This is a genomic window from Arthrobacter globiformis (assembly GCF_030817195.1).
GTDB classification, from domain to species: domain Bacteria; phylum Actinomycetota; class Actinomycetes; order Actinomycetales; family Micrococcaceae; genus Arthrobacter; species Arthrobacter globiformis_D.
Window position 1 is genome coordinate 3,797,888 of record NZ_JAUSYZ010000001.1, and the last position, 18,086, is coordinate 3,815,973.

At 66.3% G+C, this 18,086-nt stretch carries 16 protein-coding genes and 1 riboswitch; of the genes, 12 read left to right on the forward strand and 4 right to left on the reverse strand.

Translation table 11 applies throughout. The features are described 5' to 3' along the window. Positions 1-115: 115 nt before the first annotated feature. Together QF036_RS17305 and QF036_RS17310 are read right to left on the reverse strand one after the other, a co-directional pair. Positions 116-1,186: a hemolysin family protein gene (locus tag QF036_RS17305; RefSeq protein WP_307103828.1), complete on the reverse strand. Its 1,071-nt coding sequence runs from the start codon at positions 1,184-1,186 to the stop codon at positions 116-118. Continuing rightward, positions 1,183-2,664, reverse strand: coding sequence for a hemolysin family protein (locus QF036_RS17310; protein WP_307105969.1), 1,482 nt, complete (start codon positions 2,662-2,664; stop codon positions 1,183-1,185). The genes QF036_RS17305 and QF036_RS17310 overlap by 4 nt, the downstream gene beginning before the upstream one ends. Before the next feature lie 367 nt (positions 2,665-3,031). Between QF036_RS17310 and QF036_RS17315 the strand changes: the two genes are divergently transcribed. The 5 genes from QF036_RS17315 (at position 3,032) to QF036_RS25395 (ending at position 9,343) form a co-directional block, all read left to right on the forward strand. Beyond that, complete coding sequence (locus QF036_RS17315; protein WP_307103830.1) at positions 3,032-6,859, forward strand: multifunctional oxoglutarate decarboxylase/oxoglutarate dehydrogenase thiamine pyrophosphate-binding subunit/dihydrolipoyllysine-residue succinyltransferase subunit; 3,828 nt, start codon at positions 3,032-3,034, stop codon at positions 6,857-6,859. A gap of 143 nt (positions 6,860-7,002) precedes the next feature. Next, positions 7,003-7,602 (forward strand): GDSL-type esterase/lipase family protein, encoded by a 600-nt coding sequence (locus QF036_RS17320; protein ID WP_307103833.1) that lies wholly within the window; start codon positions 7,003-7,005, stop codon positions 7,600-7,602. Positions 7,603-7,692: 90 nt separating this feature from the next. Further along, complete coding sequence (locus tag QF036_RS17325; protein WP_307103835.1) at positions 7,693-8,520, forward strand: DUF4097 family beta strand repeat-containing protein; 828 nt, start codon at positions 7,693-7,695, stop codon at positions 8,518-8,520. Continuing rightward, positions 8,520-9,125, forward strand: coding sequence for a PadR family transcriptional regulator (locus QF036_RS17330; protein ID WP_307103837.1), 606 nt, complete (start codon positions 8,520-8,522; stop codon positions 9,123-9,125). Before QF036_RS17325 ends, QF036_RS17330 begins: the two co-directional genes overlap by 1 nt. Positions 9,126-9,268: 143 nt before the next feature. Further along, positions 9,269-9,343 carry a 50S ribosomal protein bL37 gene (locus QF036_RS25395; protein ID WP_369299106.1) on the forward strand — a complete coding sequence of 25 codons (75 nt, stop codon included), beginning with the start codon at positions 9,269-9,271 and terminating at the stop codon, positions 9,341-9,343. A gap of 84 nt (positions 9,344-9,427) precedes the next feature. Here the strand turns inward: QF036_RS25395 and rsrA are convergent, their stop codons facing one another. Both rsrA and QF036_RS17340 read right to left on the reverse strand, forming a co-directional pair. Continuing rightward, the gene (gene rsrA, locus QF036_RS17335; RefSeq protein WP_003804853.1) at positions 9,428-9,688 is read right to left on the reverse strand and encodes a mycothiol system anti-sigma-R factor; all 261 of its coding nucleotides are present in this window, start codon (positions 9,686-9,688) and stop codon (positions 9,428-9,430) included. Further along, complete coding sequence (locus tag QF036_RS17340; protein WP_307103839.1) at positions 9,685-10,413, reverse strand: sigma-70 family RNA polymerase sigma factor; 729 nt, start codon at positions 10,411-10,413, stop codon at positions 9,685-9,687. Before QF036_RS17340 ends, rsrA begins: the two co-directional genes overlap by 4 nt. Before the next feature lie 425 nt (positions 10,414-10,838). Between QF036_RS17340 and QF036_RS17345 the strand changes: the two genes are divergently transcribed. The 7 genes from QF036_RS17345 (at position 10,839) to QF036_RS17375 (ending at position 18,083) form a co-directional block, all read left to right on the forward strand. After that, positions 10,839-11,387: a DoxX family protein gene (locus tag QF036_RS17345; protein ID WP_307103841.1), complete on the forward strand. Its 549-nt coding sequence runs from the start codon at positions 10,839-10,841 to the stop codon at positions 11,385-11,387. A gap of 6 nt (positions 11,388-11,393) precedes the next feature. Continuing rightward, positions 11,394-12,785 (forward strand): 3-phosphoshikimate 1-carboxyvinyltransferase, encoded by a 1,392-nt coding sequence (gene aroA / locus QF036_RS17350; protein ID WP_307103843.1) that lies wholly within the window; start codon positions 11,394-11,396, stop codon positions 12,783-12,785. After that, positions 12,769-13,884, forward strand: a complete 1,116-nt coding sequence (gene rsgA, locus QF036_RS17355) for a ribosome small subunit-dependent GTPase A (RefSeq protein ID WP_307103845.1) — start codon at positions 12,769-12,771, stop codon at positions 13,882-13,884. Before aroA ends, rsgA begins: the two co-directional genes overlap by 17 nt. A gap of 66 nt (positions 13,885-13,950) precedes the next feature. After that, positions 13,951-14,763, forward strand: a complete 813-nt coding sequence (gene hisN / locus QF036_RS17360; RefSeq protein WP_307103847.1) for a histidinol-phosphatase — start codon at positions 13,951-13,953, stop codon at positions 14,761-14,763. A gap of 178 nt (positions 14,764-14,941) precedes the next feature. Further along, positions 14,942-15,055, forward strand: a riboswitch (SAM riboswitch). Between the two features lie 34 nt (positions 15,056-15,089). Then, positions 15,090-16,496: an aminotransferase class V-fold PLP-dependent enzyme gene (locus tag QF036_RS17365; RefSeq protein ID WP_307103849.1), complete on the forward strand. Its 1,407-nt coding sequence runs from the start codon at positions 15,090-15,092 to the stop codon at positions 16,494-16,496. An 83-nt stretch (positions 16,497-16,579) separates the two neighbouring features. After that, complete coding sequence (locus QF036_RS17370) at positions 16,580-17,359, forward strand: class I SAM-dependent methyltransferase (RefSeq protein WP_307103851.1); 780 nt, start codon at positions 16,580-16,582, stop codon at positions 17,357-17,359. A gap of 10 nt (positions 17,360-17,369) precedes the next feature. Then, positions 17,370-18,083 (forward strand): metal-dependent transcriptional regulator, encoded by a 714-nt coding sequence (locus QF036_RS17375; protein ID WP_307103852.1) that lies wholly within the window; start codon positions 17,370-17,372, stop codon positions 18,081-18,083. Positions 18,084-18,086 lie beyond the last annotated feature (3 nt).

Sequence of the window (18,086 nt, forward strand, 5' to 3'; positions counted from 1 at the left end):
TTCTGGACGGGTCAGGTTGCGGGGAGGAGCAACCCCAAGTCGAGTGTAGCGCTAAATGGGAATGATTCCTATTTAGAACTAATGACGGCAGGCAGTGCCGACGGCACCTGCCCGGCTATCCGCCGTCGGGCCTGCCCAGCCGCCGGATGCCCTTAGCTTGGGTAGCATCCCTGATTTCCCCCACGAGCTGCTCGATCACGTCCTCCAGGAACAGCACGCCCTCTGTCTGGCCGCCCGGCCCGATGACGCGCGCCAGATGCGAGCCGGAGCGCTGCATCACGGACATCGCCTTTTCAATCTCGTCGTCCCGCGAGAGATTGGCCAGGGACCGGATGCGGCTTTCCGCGATCGGTTTCTCATAACCGGATTCCGGAATTGCGAGCACGTCCTTGATGTGGAGGTAGCCGGCCAGCATATTGTCGTCGTCCAGCATCGGGAACCGGGAAAATCCGGTGCGGCTGACAGCCTTTTCAAACTCCAGCGGGGACGTTGAAGACCGCAGCATGACAAGCCGTTCCAGCGGAACCATGACGTCGCCGGCGGTGTACTCCGAAAATTCCAGGGCACCGGTGATCAGGCCGGCGTCGTCATCCACCAGGCCATGCCGCGTCGACTCCTGCACGATGGACTGCACCTCCTCCAGCGTGAACGTGGAACTGACCTCGTCCTTGGGCTCGATGCGCATCAGCCTCAGGATGTGGTTCGCGGACCAGTTCAGCGCGGCGATGACCGGATTCACAATCCTTGCAATGAACATCAGCGGCGGAGCCAGGAGCAGCGCTGCCTTGTCGGCGACGGACACGGAGATGTTCTTTGGCACCATCTCGCCGAACGTCACATGCAGGAACGTCACCAGCATCAGGGCCACAGCGAACGCCGAGACGTCGGCAATTTCCGTCGGCACGCCCAACCCGGCAAGGGGCACCGCCAGCAAATGGTGGATGGCCGGCTCCGCCACCAGCAGGATCAGCAGCGAGCACACGGTGATTCCGAGTTGCGCGCACGCCAGCATCAGCGAGACGTTCTCCATGGCCCGAAGGGTGGTCTGCGCGCGCAGGACGCCCTCGTCCGCCAGCGGCTCAATCTGGCTCCGGCGCGCGGACATGACGGCGAACTCCGCGGCCACAAAGAAAGCGTTGCCCAGGAGCAGCAGCACCAACCACAGCAGTCCTGCCCAGTCGCTCATGACCGGCCGCCGTTCCGGGAGTTGCCGTTCCAGGAGTTGCCGTTTCCGGACTTTCCGTTATTAGCCGGGCCGCGCCTCGGCTGGCCGTGTGCGGACGGGCTTTTTCTGGCTGCTCCGTTGGCGGACGCATGCTCAGCAGCGGTATTTCCGGACGGTTGGTCGACGGCGGGACCGGCGTCCGGTTCACGATGGGGCCGGAAACAGATCCGGTCGATGCGCCGGCCGTCCATCCTGGTAACGCTGAGCGTTCCGCCGCCCGCTTCCACCACATCCCCCACCTCGGGTATCCGGCCAAGCTCGCTCATGACGTACCCGCCCACCGTCTCGTACGCGGCCTCGTCGGGAACGGTCAGGCCCGGAATCTGTTCTGAAAGCTCGTCGGGCCGCATCAGGCCCGGAAAGTACCAGTCACCGGAAGCGCTTTGCAGCAGCCCCGGCCGGACCTTGTCGTGCTCGTCGGCCACTTCGCCCACGATTTCCTCGACCAGGTCCTCCAGCGTGGCGATCCCGGCAGTTCCGCCGTACTCGTCCAGCACCACGGCAAGCTGCAGGTTGCCCTCCCGCAGTTCGGCAAGCAGGGCGTCGAGGTGAATGGTCTCCGGCACCCTGAGGACGTCCGTCATGATGGCGCCCGCCTCAAGCTTTCGCCGCCGGTTCGGAGGAACCGCGATGGCCTTCTTCACGTGCACCAGACCGCGGATGTCGTCCGCCGACTCACCGATGACGGGGAAGCGCGAATATCCGCTGCGGCGGGCGGCATCGATGATGTCCGAAACCGGCTGGTCGGCGTCGATGGTTTCGACGCGGATGCGCGGAGTCATCACGTCTGCCGCGCTGCGGCCGGAGAAGTTCAGCGTGCGGGCAATGAAGTTCGCTGTCCCAGGGTCGAGCGTGCCCATGGCCGCGGACCGGCGCACCAGGGAGGCGAGCTCCGCCGGGGTGCGGGCACCGGAAATCTCCTCCTTGGCCTCCAGCCCGAAGACGTTCAGGACCTTGTTGGAAAAGCCGTTCAGGACCACGATGGCAGGTTTGAAAATGGTGGTGAAGATCAGCTGCGGCCGCGCAAGGGTGCGGCCGATGCGGAACGCTAGGGCAATGGCCATGTTTTTGGGAACGAGCTCACCCAGGAGCATGGACAGCCCGGTCGCGATCACCATCGCGACCACCAGGGAGACCGAACCGGCGACCGGCTCCGGAACACCGACGGCGGCAAGGGGCACCTCGAGCAGCGCCCCCACGGACGGCTCCATGACGTACCCCGTCAACAGCGTGGTCATGGTGATGCCGAGCTGGCAGCTGGACAGCTGCGTGGACAGGGATTTCAGGCACTTGAGCAGCGGTACTGCCGCGGTGTCGCCGTCGTCAACGGCACGCTGCACCGTGGGCTGGTCCAGTGCAATAAGGGAAAATTCGACGGCGACGAAGAAGCCGGTTCCGAGGATGAGCAACAGGCCGGCGGCGACAAGGAGCCACTCCATCATGGGCGAAAGCCCCCAGGCCGGCACCTGGATTTACCGTCCATGGCACCTATATTTACTGTCCATAAGGATTGCAGTCTACAGGAGCGATGTGCCACCACAGAGGACGGAAGCCGCTCATCCCGCCCGTCCGGAACCGGCGCCGCGCAGGGTGGAAAGGACACTGTTCGGGCCTCGTTTGGACGGCTGTTTCGCCATAAATCGGACGGTACATGATTTGGGTCACCCTTATTGGCAGTTAACCCGGAACGGTCACTAGACTGGCAAAGGTCTGGGTTCATAGGACACAGAAACTGGTTCGATTGTTGTGCCGTGGCACCTAAGGCGACCAGAGGGAAATCAAACTCATGGAAGAGGCGTATTTCAAGTGCCAGAGCAGCCTAGCCACCGTCTGCCAGAGGAATTTGGTGGAAACGAGTGGCTCGTTGACGAACTGTACGAGCGTTACCAACAGGACAAGAATACGGTCGATGCCAAATGGTGGCCCCTGTTCGAATCATTCGACAGCGGCAACGGTCCATCTTCCAACGGCGTGCCGGCCGCGACGGCCCCGGCGGCCAACCCGGCTACCCGCGAACTGCCCGTAGTCACTCCCCCGGCGCCCGCAAAGGCACCGGCATCCGCTACTCCCGCGGCCCAGGCGCCAGCGGCAGCTCCGGCACCGGCGCCGGCAGCACCCCCCGCCCAGCCCGCACCCGCCAAGAAGGCCCCGGCAACGGTGGCCCGCGACGGCGCGAAGAAGACCGAGGCGGGCACCGGCGCCCAGCCCATCCCGGCCCAGCTGCCGAAGAACGTCAAGGCTCCCACCGCGCCCGAGGAAGACGTCGTGTCCGTCCTCCGCGGCCCGGCCAAGGCCATTGCGTCGAACATGGTCACGAGCCTTGAGGTGCCCACCGCCACCAGCGTCAGGGCAGTTCCGGCCAAGCTCCTGATCGACAACCGGGTTGTCATCAACTCCAACCTGGCCCGCGCACGCGGCGGCAAGGTCTCCTTCACCCACCTCATCGGCTACGCCGTCGTCCGGGCGCTGTCCCAGTTCCCGTCCATGAACGTGTACTACGACGAGGTCGACGGCAAGCCCGTGGCGGTCCAGCCGGCCCACGTGAACTTCGGCATCGCCATTGACATGCCCAAGCCCGACGGCACCCGCCTTCTGATGGTTCCCAACATCAAGAAGGCCGAAACCATGAACTTCGCTGAGTTCTGGCACACCTATGAAGACCTCATCAAGCGAGCCCGAAACGGCAAGCTGACGGCTGACGACCACGCCGGCACCACCGTGTCGCTGACCAACCCGGGCGGCATCGGCACCGTGCACTCCGTGCCCCGGCTGTCCAAGGGCCAGGCCGCCATCATCGGCGTCGGCGCCCTCGACTACCCGGCCGAATGGCAGGGCGCGAGCGAGAAGATCATCGCCCAGAACGCCATCAGCAAGATCCTCACCCTGACCTCCACCTATGACCACCGCGTCATCCAGGGTGCCGGCAGCGGCGAATTCCTCAAGCTCGTCCACTCGCTGCTCCTCGGCGCGCAGGACTTCTACGACGAGATCTTCGAAGCCCTGCGCATTCCGTACGAGCCTGTGCGCTGGAGCCCGGACCTGCAGGTGGACCCGTCCGACCAGATCAACAAGGTCGCCCGGATCCAGCAGCTGATCCACTCCTACCGCGTTCGTGGCCACCTCATGGCGGACACCGATCCCCTCGAGTACGTCCAGCGCAAGCACCCCGACCTCGACGTGCTCACCTACGGCCTGACGCTGTGGGACCTCGACCGCGAGTGGCCCACGGGCGGCTTCGGCGGCAAGCCGATGCTCAAGTTCCGCGACATCCTTGGCGTGCTCCGGGACGCCTACTGCCGCACCACGGGCATCGAATACATGCACATCCAGGACCCGGCCGAGCGCAAGTGGTTCCAGGACCAGCTGGAGCACCCGTACTCCAAGCCGAGCCGTGACGAGCAGCTGCGCATCGTCTCCAAGCTGAACGCCGCAGAGGCCTTCGAGACCTTCCTGCAGACCAAGTTCGTGGGCCAGAAGCGCTTCTCGCTTGAGGGCGGCGAATCGCTGATTCCGCTGCTTGACGCCATCATCTCCGACGCTGCCGATGACGCACTGGACGAGGTTGCCATCGGCATGGCCCACCGCGGCCGCCTGAACGTGCTGACCAACATCGCCGGCAAGACCTACGCCCAGGTGTTCCGCGAGTTCGAAGGCACCCAGGACCCGCGCTCCGTGCAGGGCTCCGGCGACGTCAAGTACCACCTCGGCACCGAAGGCACGTTCACGTCGGACAACGGCAAGGAGACCAAGGTCTACCTCGCCGCCAACCCGTCCCACCTCGAGGCCGTCGATTCGGTCCTGGAGGGCATCGTCCGCGCCAAGCAGGACCGCCTGGACCAGGGACAGTCGTTCCCCGTGCTGCCCATCATGGTTCACGGTGACGCAGCCTTCGCCGGCCAGGGTGTTGTGGCGGAAACGCTCAACCTGTCCCAGCTGCGCGGCTACCGCACCGGCGGAACCATCCACATCGTGGTCAACAACCAGGTCGGCTTCACCACTGCGCCGTCCTCCTCGCGTTCGTCCACGTACTCCACGGACGTCGCCAAGATGATCCAGGCTCCGGTGTTCCACGTGAACGGCGACGACCCCGAGGCAGTTGTCCGCATCGGCCAGCTCGCCTACGAGTTCCGCCAGCGGTTCCACAAGGACGTCGTCATCGACATGGTCTGCTACCGCCGCCGCGGCCACAACGAGGGCGACGACCCCTCGATGACGCAGCCGCTGATGTACAACCTCATCGAGGCCAAGCGGTCCGTGCGCAAGCTCTACACCGAGTCTCTGATCGGCCGTGGTGACATCACCGAGGAAGAAGCCGAGCAGCTGCTCCGCGACTACCAGGAACGCCTCGAGCGCGTCTTCGCCGAAACCCACGCGGCCCAGACGTCTCCCATTCCGATCATCACCGCCGACTCGGCAGCGGTATCGGACATCGAGCGTCCCCAGGCACAGCAGTCGGACATCGGAACGAACGCCCCGGCTTCGACGGCGATCTCGGCCGACACCCTGGCCCGCATCGGCAAGGCACACGTGGAGATCCCCGAAGGATTCACCGTCCACGCCAAGCTCAAGCAGCTGCTGGAGAAGCGTGAACAGATGTCCCGTGAAGGCGGCATCGACTGGGGCTTCGGCGAAATCGCTGCCTTCGGCTCCCTGATCATGGAGGGCGTACCCGTACGCCTTGCCGGCCAGGATTCCCGCCGCGGCACGTTCGTCCAGCGCCACGCTGTCTTCCACGACCGCGCCAACGGCAACGAATGGCTGCCGCTCGGCAATCTGTCGGACAACCAGGCCAAGCTCTGGATCTACGACTCCCTGCTGTCCGAATACGCCGCCATGGGCTTCGAATACGGCTACTCTGTGGAGCGCCCCGACGCCCTGGTCCTGTGGGAAGCGCAGTTCGGCGACTTCGTCAACGGCGCGCAGACCATCATCGATGAGTTCATCTCGTCCGCCGAGCAGAAGTGGGGCCAGCGCTCGTCGCTCGTGCTGATGCTTCCGCACGGCTACGAGGGACAGGGCCCGGACCACTCCTCGGCCCGCATCGAACGCTTCCTGCAGCTGTGTGCCGAGGAAAACATGATAGTCGCCAACCCGACGACGGCGGCCTCGCACTTCCACCTGCTGCGCCGCCAGGCCTACAGCCGGCCGCGCAAGCCGCTCATCATCTTCACGCCGAAGCAGCTGCTGCGCCTCAAGGCCGCTGCCTCGTCCGTGGAGGACTTCACCACCGGCGGTTTCCGCCCGGTGATCGGTGAACACGAGCAGCTGCCGGCGGACGCCGTCGACCGCGTACTCCTGGTCTCCGGACGCCTGTACTACGACCTGCTGTCCACGCGGCAGAAGACGGGCGACAAGTCGACGGCCATCATCCGCGTCGAGCAGCTGTACCCGCTGCCGCAGGCGGAGATCGAAGCCGAACTGGCCAAGTACCCGAACGCGGAAGTTGTGTGGGCGCAGGACGAGCCCGCCAACCAGGGCCCGTGGCCGTTCATGGGTCTGCACCTGCCGACCGCCCTGGACCGGAAGGTGCGCCTGGTTTCACGCCCGGCCTCAGCTTCCACCGCGGCCGGCTCCATGAAGCGCCACGCTGTGGAGCAGGATGCGCTTCTGAAGCAGGCTTTCGCCCGTAAGTAGCAGAACAGCTGCCCGGCCGGACGGTGACATACCGTTCCAGCCGGGCAGTTCTGTTTAATCGGCGTGAGTTAATGGACCTTGAGTGTTGGCATGCAAACGGTCCGTATCCGGGACACGCCCTCCCAACAAGTGAAGAGGTAGTAGTGGAAGACAGGAAGCTGCGGATTGCAGCTGTTGGAGATGAACTGCTCGCCGGGCTCGGCGATCCCCGGGCGCTCGGGTGGCTGGGCCGGGTGCTCGCCCGTACTCCGCAGGACGGCGTCACCGTGGAGAGCTTTTCCCTTCCGTGCCCGCAGGAAGGCACCGAGGGCCTGTCGGCACGCTGGCTCGAGGAGGCTGGCCGCAGGTTCAGCGACGCTCACGAGAACCGCCTGGTCATCGGGCTTTCCGGCCGGGACATTGAGTTCGGGCTGTCCACCGCCCGGAGCCGGCTCAATCTAGCAAACATCCTCGATTCCGCCACCCAGAAGCGGCTGGAGGTCTTCGTCGTGGGTCCGCCGCCCACACTGGACCCGGTACAGAACCACCGGCTCGCCGAGCTGAACACAGCCTTTGCCGATGTGACCACCCGGCGCAAGCACCTCTATGTCGACACGTTTTCGCCGCTGCTGAACCATGAGCAGTGGCGCCAGGACCTCGCTGCCAACGGCGGCTCGCCCGGGCAGGCGGGGTACGGGCTGATGGCATGGCTGGTCTTGCACCGGGGCTGGTTCCAGTGGCTCGGGATGGACACCCCGGACTAGAAAAAACCACTCACGATATATCTTGATCTTCCGGCACCAACGGACTAGCGTGGCTTCCACGGACACGATATATCGCAAGTGGAGGGCATCATGGAAGAGAATTCCTGGACCGTCACCGGCCCGCAGACCATGGACGTGGACGGCGTCTCGCACCTTAAGGTGGGCATTGTCCGCGGCAGGCTGGACATCGTCACGCACGACGAGACCGCGGTCCGCATCGAGGTGTCGGAGGTGCTCGGTGATCCGCTGGCGATCTCCGTGACCGGCGGCCGCCTCGAAATCCGCCATCAGCTGCACGGACCGCAGGGCTGGTTCAAAAACCTGATGGATTCGGTCAGCAACAGCAGCAACAACTCCGTGGTCATCAGCATCGCCGTCCCTGCCGGCGTCGAGGTCGAGGCGGGCACTGTCAGCGGGGACGGACTGGTTTCTGGTGTCCGCGGACGGACCCGGCTGAGCACCGTGACGGGATCCCTGCTGGCCGACGGAACCTCCGGTGAGTTGCACGTCAACACCGTCAGCGGCGAAGTGATCGCCCGCAACCACAACGGCGTCCTGACAGCCAAGAGCGTCTCGGGCGAAGTCACGGCGTCCGGCGACTTCACCAACATCCGGGCCAACACTGTCAGCGGCGACATGAGCTTCGACCTGCGGGGCTTCACCCACGACTTCGGCGCGAACTCGGTGTCCGGTGACCTGACCGTCCGCGTACCGCACGACGTCGGCGTGGACATCGTGGCCCAGTCCGCCAGTGGGCCGGTGGTCATCGACGACCGGAAGTACGGCCACCCCGGCGGCAAGGTGCAGACCATCTCGGGCCCGGACACCAAACTCATGCTGGTCCGGACCAACTCGGTATCCGGCAAGACGTCTATCTTCCACGGCCAGGCGCCGGCCACCGCGGAACAGGCGCTCTGATGCCTCCCGTCTTTGCCCATGGCGCCCTCCGGCTCTATCTGCTGGCACTCCTTGAGGCTGGGCCGAAGCACGGGTATGAACTCATCAAGGCGCTCAGCGACCGGTTCGGCGGCACCTACTCCCCCAGTGCCGGCACCATCTATCCGCGCCTGGGCAAGCTGGAAGAGGAGGGCCTGGTGGCCACGGAATCCCAGGGGCGCCGCACCAACTACCGCATCACCGCCGCGGGCCTGGCTGAACTGGACAGCCGGCGCGAGGAACTGGAGCACGTGGAGAACGACATCGCGGCATCCGTCCGCCGACTGGCCGATGACCTCCGCGCCGATATCCGCAGCAACATGCGCGGACTGCGCGCAGACCTGGCGGCCACAGCGGAGGCGGCACGCACCGCTGCCAGATCGGCGGCCCCGGCCGGCCAGGGCCGCTACACCGCCGAGGGGCAGCGCATGCTCATGGAGGCCGAGATGCTGCTGCAGGCGTTCCGCGATGACATGCGGACCGAGCTGCGCCTGCAGACCAGCGCCCGGCCCATGACGCCGGTGGCTCTGGAAACGGTGCGGACTGTCCTCGACCAAGCCCGGGTCTCGATCCGCAACTCGCTGTAGGCCGGACACCACTGTGAGGCGGCCGGACCGGGCACCGCCGCGTCTCCCGGCACCCCCAACACCGGCCCCGGTTCGCGGCCTGTCCCCTGATATGGGAGACTGGAGGGCAACTCTTTTGGGTAACGAAATTAAGGAGGCCAGCTATGAGCAAGCGTGCACGTAAGCGTCGTGACCGTAAGCGTGGCGGCGCGAACCACGGGAAGCGCCCCAACACCTAAGCCACGGCTTGAACCGAAGCTTAAACGCGATGCCCCCGCTACCAGCAAGGTAGCGGGGGCATCGCGTTTACGTCAGGAATCCCGTCAGGCTTCCACCGGCCGGATGGCGTGGATCCGGTCCAGAATCGCGTTCTTAAGGTTTTCCGGCGCCGCCTCGGTACAGGAGCGCTTCACCACTTTCCGGATGACGCACTCAAGATCGTACTGCTGAGCGCATTCAGGGCACTCGTCGAGGTGGTGCTTGATCTCCGCAAGGTCGCTGCGGGTCAAAGCTCCGTCCAGATACTCGTAGATGCGCTGCATCCTTGTGTCGTCGCAATCGCCCAATCCCTGGCAGTCGCTCATTTCCCGTTCTCCTGTTTGTTGCTTTCCGTTGCCGCCGTGGCGTCTGCAGCAGCCTTGAATCCCCGCTCGGCGGCGTAGTCCGCCAGCATGTCCCGCAGCATCTTCCGGCCCCGGTGGAGCCGGGACATCACAGTGCCGATGGGGGTGTTCATGATGTCCGAAATTTCCTTGTACGCGAAGCCCTCGACGTCGGCGAAGTACACGGCCAGCCTGAACTCTTCCGGGATGGCCTGCAGCGCCCGCTTGACGTCCGAATCCGGCAGGTGGTCCAAAGCTTCGGCCTCCGCGGACCGCAGGCCGCTGGAGGTGTGGGACTCGGCACGGGCAAGCTGCCAGTCCTCGATGGTGTCCGAATTGGACTGCAGGGGTTCCCGCTGCCGCTTCCGGTACAGGTTGATGTAGGTGTTCGTCAGGATCCGGTACAGCCAGGCCTTCAGGTTGGTACCTGGCTTGTACTGATGGAACGCCGAGAACGCCTTGGTATAGGCCTCCTGCACGAGGTCCTCGGCATCGGCCGGGTTCCGCGCCATGCGCATGGCCGCTGAATACAGCTGGTCCACGTATTGCATGGCGTCACGCTCGAACCGGGCCCGGCGCGCTTCCGCGTCCTCCGAGCCGACGTCGATATCCTCTGCCGCTTCAGCGGCGGGTGACGTGCCATTATCCTGGATGCCGTCGGCGGCATCCTCCTGTGTGGCCTGTAAGGCCGGGTCCACGGTGCTCATTGCCTTCAAGTCTACTTTGACCGGCGCCGGCCGCCCCGGACGGCGTGCCGTACCGTAGTCCGGGGCGGGGAAGCCGTTGCCTGGGAATGCCTCTAGCGCATCGGTTTCCGGGACCACGAACGGCCGCATCTTGGCGGGACTTCGTACCCCCACAGCTTCCTTCACCAAAGTCAATGCTCCATCTCCACTCCGCCCAGTAAGGCCCGCCTGTTAAGACCCGCGTTCGAGCTACGGTCCGCGCTCTTGCCGGTTCCGGCCATGCCCCAGCCGCCGCTGAACACCGGAAACCCCACAGGACACCATCCACAGGCTGCTTCCGGTCTGAAGAGCACAACGGCGTGCGGTGGGCAAATATTCCGCAAAAGTGCAAGACTAGAACCGACTCCGCCGCGGCCACCGCGGCTCGGCCATCCAGGAGGAAATTCATGTCCTTTGCCCGCTTTTTTGCCCGGCCGATGCTGGCCTCAAGTTTCATCCTCGCCGGAACGGACAAGCTCAGGAATGCGGACGACACCGCGCAGCAACTGTCGCCCCTCCTGCGCCGTGCCTCTGAGGCCCTGCCGTTCCAGACGAACGAGAAGGTTCTGGCACGCATCATCGGCGGAACGCAGGTGGGCGCCGGCGTCCTCTTCGCGCTCGGCAAGTCTGCGCGGCTGGCGGCCTCGGTGCTGGCAGTCATCTCGGCACTGAACGCCTTCGTTGAATGGCGCAGCGCCGACATCAGCAGCAAGGAGGGCCGGGAAGCCCGCCGCAACCAGCTGCTCAAGAACATCACCCTCACCGGCGGTGTGCTGCTCGCCTCCGTCGACACAGCCGGCAAGCCCAGCCTGGTCTGGCGCGCAGAGCACCTCGCTGCCGACGCGCGCAAGACCGCGAGCCACCTCGCCGCGGACGCACGCAAGACCACCGGCAAGAAGCTGCACACCGCCGACAAGGCTGTCCGCAGGGCCGTTGACCACGCGGTGGGGGCATAAGCAGGAATGACAGCATCACCCATGGGCGCGTCCGTTGAAGCCTCCGGCGCTGCTCCGCACTGGCCTGCACCGTTTGCGGAGCAGCCGGTTGACGCCACGGTCCGCGTGCCGGGCTCAAAGTCGCTGACCAACAGGTACCTCGTGCTCGCCGCGCTGGCCGACGGGCCGTCCCGGCTCCGGGCGCCGCTGCATTCCCGAGACTCAGCCCTGATGATCGCAGCCCTGCGCCAGCTGGGAGCGGACATCCGGGAAGTGCCGGGCGACGGCGCGTTCGGCCCGGACCTGGAGGTGACGCCTGTTCCGGCCAACTCCGGCGGTGACGACGTCGACATTGACTGCGGTCTTGCCGGAACCGTCATGAGGTTTGTTCCGCCGATGGCGGCACTGCGCAGCGGCGCCACCATTTTCGACGGCGATCCGCACGCCCGGGAGCGTCCAATGGGGACCATCATCGAGGCGCTTACTGGCCTCGGCGTAACCGTCAGCGGAGAGGACGGCGGAACGCCCGCTTCGCTGCCGTTCCGCGTTGAAGGAACGGGGGAGGTCCGCGGCGGGCACCTTGTCATTGACGCCAGCGCGTCCTCGCAGTTCGTCTCCGCCCTGTTGCTGGTGGGGGCACGGTTCATGGACGGCCTGCATCTGGAACACTCCGGCAGCACCGTACCGAGCCTGGACCATATCAACATGACCGTCGCCGTGCTGCGCGGGGCAGGCGTGGCGGTGGATGACTCCACGCCCAACCACTGGATTGTCAGCCCCGGCCCGATCCGTGCGTTCGACCAGCGCATCGAACAGGACCTGTCCAACGCGGGCCCGTTCCTGGCCGCTGCCCTCGCAACAGGCGGCACGGTGCGGATTCCGGACTGGCCCGAACACACCACGCAGGTCGGTGACATGTGGCGCAGCATCCTCAGCGACATGGGTGCTGCCGTGACCCTGCAGGATGGCACCCTGACGGTGACCGGCGGCAGTGAAATCAAAGGCGCGGATTTCGCCGAAACCAGTGAGCTGGCACCCACCGTCGCGGCACTGTGCGCGCTGGCCTCCGGCCCTTCGCGGCTGAGCGGCATCGCCCATCTCCGGGGACACGAGACGGACCGGCTCGCCGCGCTTGTCAAGGAGATCAACCGCCTCGGCGGCGATGCCGAGGAAACCGCCGACGGCCTCATCATCCGGCCATCGGAACTGCACGCCGGCGTCGTGCACAGCTACGCCGACCACCGGATGGCCACCGCCGGAGCCATTCTCGGCCTGGCGGTCAGGGGCGTGGAAGTGCAGGACATCGCCACGACGTCCAAGACCATGCCGGACTTCCCCCAGCTGTGGGCGGACATGCTCGGGCAGCGGACCGGCGCCGTGACCAACACCGCGGGGACCACCGGTGGCACGCAGCACTGATTCCTGGGATGAATCCGACGTCCGGATCCGGCCGAACAAAAAAGGTTCCCGCCCCCGGACGAAGGACCGCCCCAGCCATGAGGATGCCGTCACCGGGCGGATTATCACCGTCGACCGGGGCCGTTACACAGCAGTCGTAGGCGAGGATTCCGGGCACGAGCGGACGGTCATCGCCGCCCGCGCCCGGGAACTGCGCCGCTCCCCCGTGGTGGCCGGCGACTTCGTGTCCCTCGTGGGCGATGTCTCCGGCGCGCCGGACACCCTGGCCCGGCTCGTGAAAATCCAGGACCGCAAGACCCTGCTGCGCCGCAGCGCCGATGACACCGATCCGGTGGAACGCGCTGTTGTTGCCAACGCGGACCAGCTGGTGGTGGTGGTTGCTGCCGCGAACCCGGAACCCCGCACCGGCTTCATCGACCGGGCGCTGGTGGCAGCCTACGACGCCGGGATCGAACCACTGCTGCTGGTCACCAAGGCGGACGTCAAAGACCCCACCGAGCTGCTGGACAACTACCGCCACCTCGACTTTCCGGTCATCATCAGCCGCACGGCTGACTCGGAAGCATCCGGCATCGACGCCCGGTCCGACGACGGCCTCTCCGCCCGGCTCGATGTTGCCGCAGTGTCCGAACTCCGCGCCCATCTGGACGGCAAGGTGACTGTGATGCTGGGCCATTCCGGGGTCGGAAAATCCACCATGGTCAATGCGCTGACGGGGGCCGAACGTGCCACCGGCGGCGTCAACGCCGTGACAGGCCGCGGCCGGCACACGTCGTCGTCGGCCCTCGCGCTCAAGCTCGCTGACGCCCCGGCCGGGAGCTGGATCATCGACACGCCGGGCATCCGCTCGTTCGGGCTGGCCCACGTCGACCCGGACCGCATCCTGCGCTCCTTCCCCGACCTTGAGCCGGGCACCGAAGCCTGCGAACGCGGCTGCAAGCACGACGCCACCGCCGTCAACTGCGGCGTGGATGCCTGGGTCGCGGCAGGTCATGCCGGCCCCACCGGAGCAGCCAGGCTGGCGTCCCTGCGCCGCCTGCTGGGCACCGACCCGCGCATGGAGGCCCAGGAAACCAAGGAACTCGGCAGCGTCGGCTAGCCTTCCCCGGCGCAGCCCGGCCGCCGCCTCCCCGCCCCGCCGGGCCTTTGAGGGTAGTTTGGAACCATGACCCAACCCGCTTCAACGTACAACGATGACCTGCGTCTGGCCCATGTGCTGGCCGATTCCGTGGACGACCAGACCATGAGCCGGTTCAAGGCGCTGGACCTCCAGATCGAGACGAAGCCGGATCTGACGCCGGTCACCGATGCGGACAAGGCCGCCGAGGAGTCCATCCGCGGCCAGCTGTCCCGCTCCCGTCCCCGCGACGCCGTGCTCGGTGAGGAGTTCGGAAGTTCCGGCCACGGTTCCCGCCGCTGGATCATCGACCCCATCGACGGCACCAAGAACTTTGTCCGCGGGGTGCCGGTTTGGGCCACCCTGATCGCCCTCGTCGACGAGGGCGAACCCGTGGTGGGCGTGGTCAGCGCCCCTGCGCTGGGCAAGCGCTGGTGGGCCGCCAAGGGCGCCGGCGCCTACTCGGGCCGTTCCCTCGCCGCCGCCACGAGGCTCAAGGTATCCAACGTGTCCAGCCTCGCCGACGCCTCGCTGTCCTACTCCAGCCTCGGGGGCTGGAAGGACCGCGGCAATCTCGATGAGTTCCTCCAGCTCACCGAGGATGTGTGGCGCACCCGCGCTTTCGGTGATTTCTGGTCCTACTGCATGGTGGCAGAAGGCGCGGTGGACATCGCCTGCGAACCGGAGCTGAACCTCTATGACATGGCGGCACTGGTGCCGATCGTGACGGAGGCAGGCGGCCGTTTCACCTCCCTCGAAGGCACCGACGGCCCGTTCGGCGGCAACGCGCTGGCGACAAATTCGATTCTGCACTCCGAAGTCCTCAAGCGCCTGAACCCGCAGCTGGACGATTTGTTCTAGTTCCTTTCTCCTCCCCCGGCGCCTCGGCGCTGAATATTACGACGGCGGGCGCCCCCTTTTGGTGGCGCCCGGCGTCGTTTATTCGGCCGTAACCCCGATATCCGGGATGCGTAATAATCCGCTTAACATTCCTGTCCGGCTTTTTCATCGCCCGTCCCGATGTCCTAGTCTCGTAACAGGTCACGAGTGCCAGCGCTAAACCCCGGTTAGCTGGCCGGCAACCCTCCATTCGCGGTGGGGTGCCCCGGGTGACGACCAGGCCGATCCGGAACGGACCCGGCAAGCGCGGATCCCCGTCACACGGGGTCCTTTCTCAGTGAGGTCCCATGACGACTGCAATCATCTCTTCCACCACCGACGCTGGCGTGCTGGACGGCCGATTTGCCGCCGCCGGCCGTCCCCTGGCTGCCGTTACCGGCGCAGAAATCCAGGCCCCGCTGATCCAGGGCGGCCACGTCCGCTACGCCAACCTCGATTACGGCGCCTCCGCGCCCGCACTGTCGGTGGTTTCTGCGTACCTCAACGAAATCCTGCCGTACTACGCCAGCGTGCACCGCGGCGCCGGCTATGCCTCGCAGATCAGCACGTCCGTGTACGAGAACTCGCGGAGCATCGTGCGGGAATTCGTGGGCGGCCGCGCCGATGACGCCGTCATCTTCACCCGGAACACCACCGACTCCCTCAACCTCCTGGCCGGTTGCCTGCCCGTGGAGGACCACCACCACACCGGTGAAGTCCTGTACCTGGACATCGAACACCACGCCAACCTGCTGCCGTGGCAGGGCGTGCCGCACCGCAGCGTCGTGGCCTCGGACACCCTGGAAGCCACCATCAGCAGCCTGCGCACCGAACTTGAGCACGGCGATGTCAGCCTCCTTGCCGTGACCGGTGCCTCCAACGTCACCGGCGAAATCCTTCCCATCCGGCGCCTCGCTGCGCTGGCCCATGAATACGGCGCCCGGATCGTGGTGGACGCCGCCCAGCTGGCGCCGCACCGCCGAATCAACATCGCCGCGGACGACGTCGATTACCTCGCCTTCTCCGGCCACAAGCTCTACGCCCCCTTCGGGGCCGGCGTCCTGATCGGCCGCCCCGACTGGCTCGACGCCGGCACCCCCCACCTCGCCGGCGGCGGCGCCGTGAGCGAGGCCAGGCTCGACGGCGTCAGCTGGGCCACCGGCCCCGCGCGCCACGAGGGCGGCTCACCCAACGTGCTCGGCGCTGCCACCCTGGCCCGGGCAACCCAGGTCATCGCAGCCCTTGATCCGCAGCACTGGCACGCCCACGAGGCCGCCATCCGGTCCTTCCTCGTCGAGGGGCTGCGCAAGATCGACGGGGTCACTGTCCACCAGATCTTCGAGGACAGCGACCCGGACGATGCCATTGGGGTGGTCAACTTCTCCGTGGAGGGTTACGACGCCGGCCTGGTGGCCGCCTACCTGTCGGCCGAACACGGCGTGGGCCTGCGCGACGGCCGCTTCTGCGCGCACCCGCTGCTGAAGCGCCTCGGCCTGCCGTCCGGTTCCCTGCGCGCCAGCTTCGGCGTGGGATCACGGCTCGAGGACGTCCAGCGGCTGCTCGCCGGCATCGAGGAGCTCCGCCGCTCCGGCCTCGGCTGGGACTACGTGGTGGACGCCGGGCGCTGGGTTCCGGCGAACGACACCCGCACCTACCCCGAGTGGGCGCCCAACACTCCCGGCACCGCCGGCGCCGCACCCTGCACACAGGACTGATCTCCACCCCGCCTGCTGCGGCCGGGGTCCCCGTACGGTAAATTCGAAAGGTAATTTTCGACGTCGGGCTAAGGAGACTGTGCGTGGCACGGGGCGGTCCCAAACTTCATCACGGACGGCGGCTGGAGCTTGGGCAGAGCTTCCAGGACGGTGGCGAGCACTACCACCGCGTCCGTCCCGGCTACCCTGGCGATTCCGCGGACTGGCTCATTCCAGCCGGGGCCCGCACTGCTGCCGACATCGGCGCCGGAACCGGTAAATTCACGGCATTGCTGGTGGAACGCGGGCTGAACGTCAGTGCCGTGGACCCTTCCGTGGACATGCTGGAGCAGCTCAGCCGTACCTTTCCCGGGGTTCAAGCCCTGGAAGGAACCGCGGAGGAGACCGGACTGCCTGAGGCGTCGTTCGACGTCGTCAGTGTTGCCCAGGCGTGGCACTGGTGCGACCCGCTGCGGGCCAGCACCGAGATCTCCCGGATCCTCAGGCCCCACGGGGTGCTGGGCCTGATCTGGAACCAGCTGGACACGTCAGTGCCATGGGTGCACCGGCTGTCCCGCATCATGCACGCCGGTGACGTCCACAAACCCGATTTCCGCCCCAAAATCGGCCCGGAATTCACGTCCCTGGAGAGCCATTTAACGCGCTGGGAAGATACCGTTACCCCGGCCGACATCCTCGAACTGGCCAAGTCCCGCAGCTACTACCTCGCGGCCAACGACGCCACCCGCGCCAAGGTGGCCGGCAACCTGGCCTGGTACCTGCACGAGCACCTGGGGCATGCCGAGGGCGAACTGCTGCAACTCCCCTACCTCACCCAGACCTGGCGGGCTGTCAGGGCGGAGAGCCGTGGTGGCAGCAGGTAGGCTTGAAGCTGTGAAGACCAGTACGCCCTCCTCCTCGATCGAGGATTACGTTAAGGTCATCTATTCCTTCACGGAATGGCAGGACAAGCCCATCACCTCCACCCAGCTTGCACAGCGCCTCGGGGTGGCCAATTCCTCGGTCTCCGAGATGGTGCGCAAGCTCAAGGACCAGGGCCTGGTCCTCCACAAGCCCTACAGCGCCATCACGCTCACGCCCCAGGGCGTCCGGCTTGCCCTCTCCATGGTCCGGCGGCATCGGCTCATTGAGACCTACCTGGTCAAGGACCTGGGATACAGCTGGGACGAAGTCCACGACGAGGCCGAACAGCTGGAACACGCGGTCTCGGGCACGTTCATTGAGAGGCTGGCAGCCCGGCTGGGCAACCCGTCACGGGACCCGCACGGCGATCCCATCCCCGCGGCTGACGGAACCGTCCGGATGCCGTCGGCCCACCGGATGATCGAGCTCGACGACGGCCACACCGGCAGGATCACCCGGATCAGCGATGAGAACCCGGAGCTGCTGCGCTACCTCGCCGCCGAAAAGATCAGCCTCGACGCCGACGTCGAGGTGCGCGGCCGCAAGCCCTTCGGCGGTGCGCTCGTGGTCCGCATCGGCTCCCCCGGGACCAGCCGCGACGTTGACCTCGCCGACGAAGTGGCCTCCGCGCTGTGGATCCACAGCGACTCCGCGCATCCCGGCTGCCGCATGGCCGGCCTGTAGGCG